At 68.3% G+C, this 1,761-nt stretch carries 3 protein-coding genes; all 3 read left to right on the top strand.

The features are described 5' to 3' along the window. Positions 1 to 946: diaminobutyrate--2-oxoglutarate transaminase (locus tag ACWELQ_RS45135; RefSeq protein WP_452403097.1), on the top strand; the 946-nt coding region annotated here is incomplete at its 5' end. Position 947: 1 nt separating this feature from the next. Then, positions 948 to 1,361, top strand: coding sequence for an ectoine synthase (locus ACWELQ_RS45130; RefSeq protein WP_452403096.1), 414 nt, complete (start codon positions 948 to 950; stop codon positions 1,359 to 1,361). Then, positions 1,348 to 1,761: phytanoyl-CoA dioxygenase family protein (locus ACWELQ_RS45125; RefSeq protein ID WP_452403095.1), on the top strand; the 414-nt coding region annotated here is incomplete at its 3' end. The genes ACWELQ_RS45130 and ACWELQ_RS45125, both read left to right, overlap by 14 nt.

Genomic DNA, 1,761 nt, shown 5'->3' with positions numbered 1-1,761 from the left:
CCCCGGCCCGACCGGAGCCAACGCGGTCGAGGCCGCACTCAAGCTGGCGCGCAAGGTCACCGGCCGCACCGGCATCCTGAACTTCACCAACGCCTTCCACGGCATGTCGCTGGGCGCGCTCTCGGTCACCGGCAATGCCGCCAAGCGCGCGGGCGCGGGTGTGCCGCTCCAGCACGCCACCTCGATGCCGTTCGACGGCTATCTCTCGGGCGCGGAAGACGATTCGTTCGAATGGATGGAGCGCGTCCTCGACGACGCCTCGTCCGGGCTGGACAGCCCCGCCGCCGTGATCGTCGAAACCGTGCAGGGCGAGGGCGGGGTGAACATCGCCAGCGTGCAGTGGCTGCGCAAGCTGGCCGGATTGTGCGCTGCCCGTGAGATTCTGCTGATCGTCGACGACGTGCAGATGGGCTGCGGCCGCACCGGCCCGTTCTTCTCCTTCGAAATGGCCGGTATCACACCGGATATCGTGACGCTGTCCAAGTCCATCGGCGGTTACGGCCTGCCCATGGCGCTGGTGCTGTTCAAACCCGAACTGGACCTGTGGAAGCCGGGCGAGCACAACGGCACCTTCCGCGGCAACAATCCGGCCTTCGTCACCGCCCGGACGGCGCTCGAGCACTACTGGGCCGACGACGCCCTCGAGGTCGCCACCCTGGCCAAGAGCGAGCGCATCGACCGTGCCCTCACCGGCATGGCCGCCGCCTTCGACGGCATCAGCACGCGTGGTCGCGGCCTGGTGCACGGCATCGCCTTCGATGACGCCTCGCGGGCGGAGAAGGTGTGCGCGGCCGCGTTCCAGCGCGGACTGCTGGTGGAGACCTCCGGCCCCGAGGACGAGGTGGTGAAATTGCTTCCGCCGCTGACCATTACCGACGCCGAGCTCGATCACGGCCTGGAACTGCTGGCCGGATCCATGGACGCGGTCTCCGACGGGCGGCGCTGACATGATCGTGCGCAGCACCCACGAGATCACCGGCACCGACAGGGATGTCGCGGGCCCGGGCTGGCGCAGCAAGCGCATCGTGCTCGGCGGCGACGGGGTGGGATTCTCCTTCCACGAGACCACCATCGAGGCCGGGACCGTCCACGAGTTCCACTATCAGCATCACGTCGAGGCGGTCTGGCTGGTCGAGGGCGACGGCACGCTGGTCGATCTCGACCAGGGCATCACCTACGAACTCGGCCCCGGATCGATGTATCTGCTCGACGGCCATGAACGCCACCGGCTGTTCGCCCGCCACCGCATGCGCATGCTGTGCGTGTTCAATCCGCCGGTGACCGGCCGCGAGGTGCACGACGCGGACGGCGTCTACCCGCTGATCGCCGTCGAGGAGGAGGTCCTGAATGACGTTGTCTGACATCGAGAGAATCGACCGCTACCGGACCCGCACCGTCGCGGGCACCCCGCCGATCGACCGCGACGACCCGACGGTGTGGGGTGAGATCGGCACTCCGGGCCTGGCCGCCTTCGACGACTACGGCTACGCGATCCTCGACGGCCTGCTCGACCGCTACGAGGTCGCCGACGTCGCCGCCGAAATCGACAGGCTCACCGGCGATCCCGAGCTGATGCTGGACGAGCGGGTCATCCTCGAACGCGGCTCGAACCGGGTGCGCTCGATCTTCGAGGTGCACCGCCTCAGCACCCTGATCGCGAATCTGGTGTCCGAGAGCCGCATCGCCGGACTGGCCCGCCAGATCCTCGGCTCGGAGGTGTACCTGCACCAGTCCCGCGTCAACTACATGCCGGGCTTCACC

The organism is Nocardia sp. NPDC004722 (assembly GCF_053601505.1).
The sequence above is the reverse complement of the archived record's forward strand: the minus strand, read 5'-3'. Positions and strand labels throughout refer to the sequence as shown.

What these genes read in the sequence shown, in the direction of transcription:
- ACWELQ_RS45130 (WP_452403096.1), top strand. Translation starts at nt 948, where the DNA reads ATGATCGTGCGCAGCACCCACGAGATCACCGGCACCGACAGGGATGTC.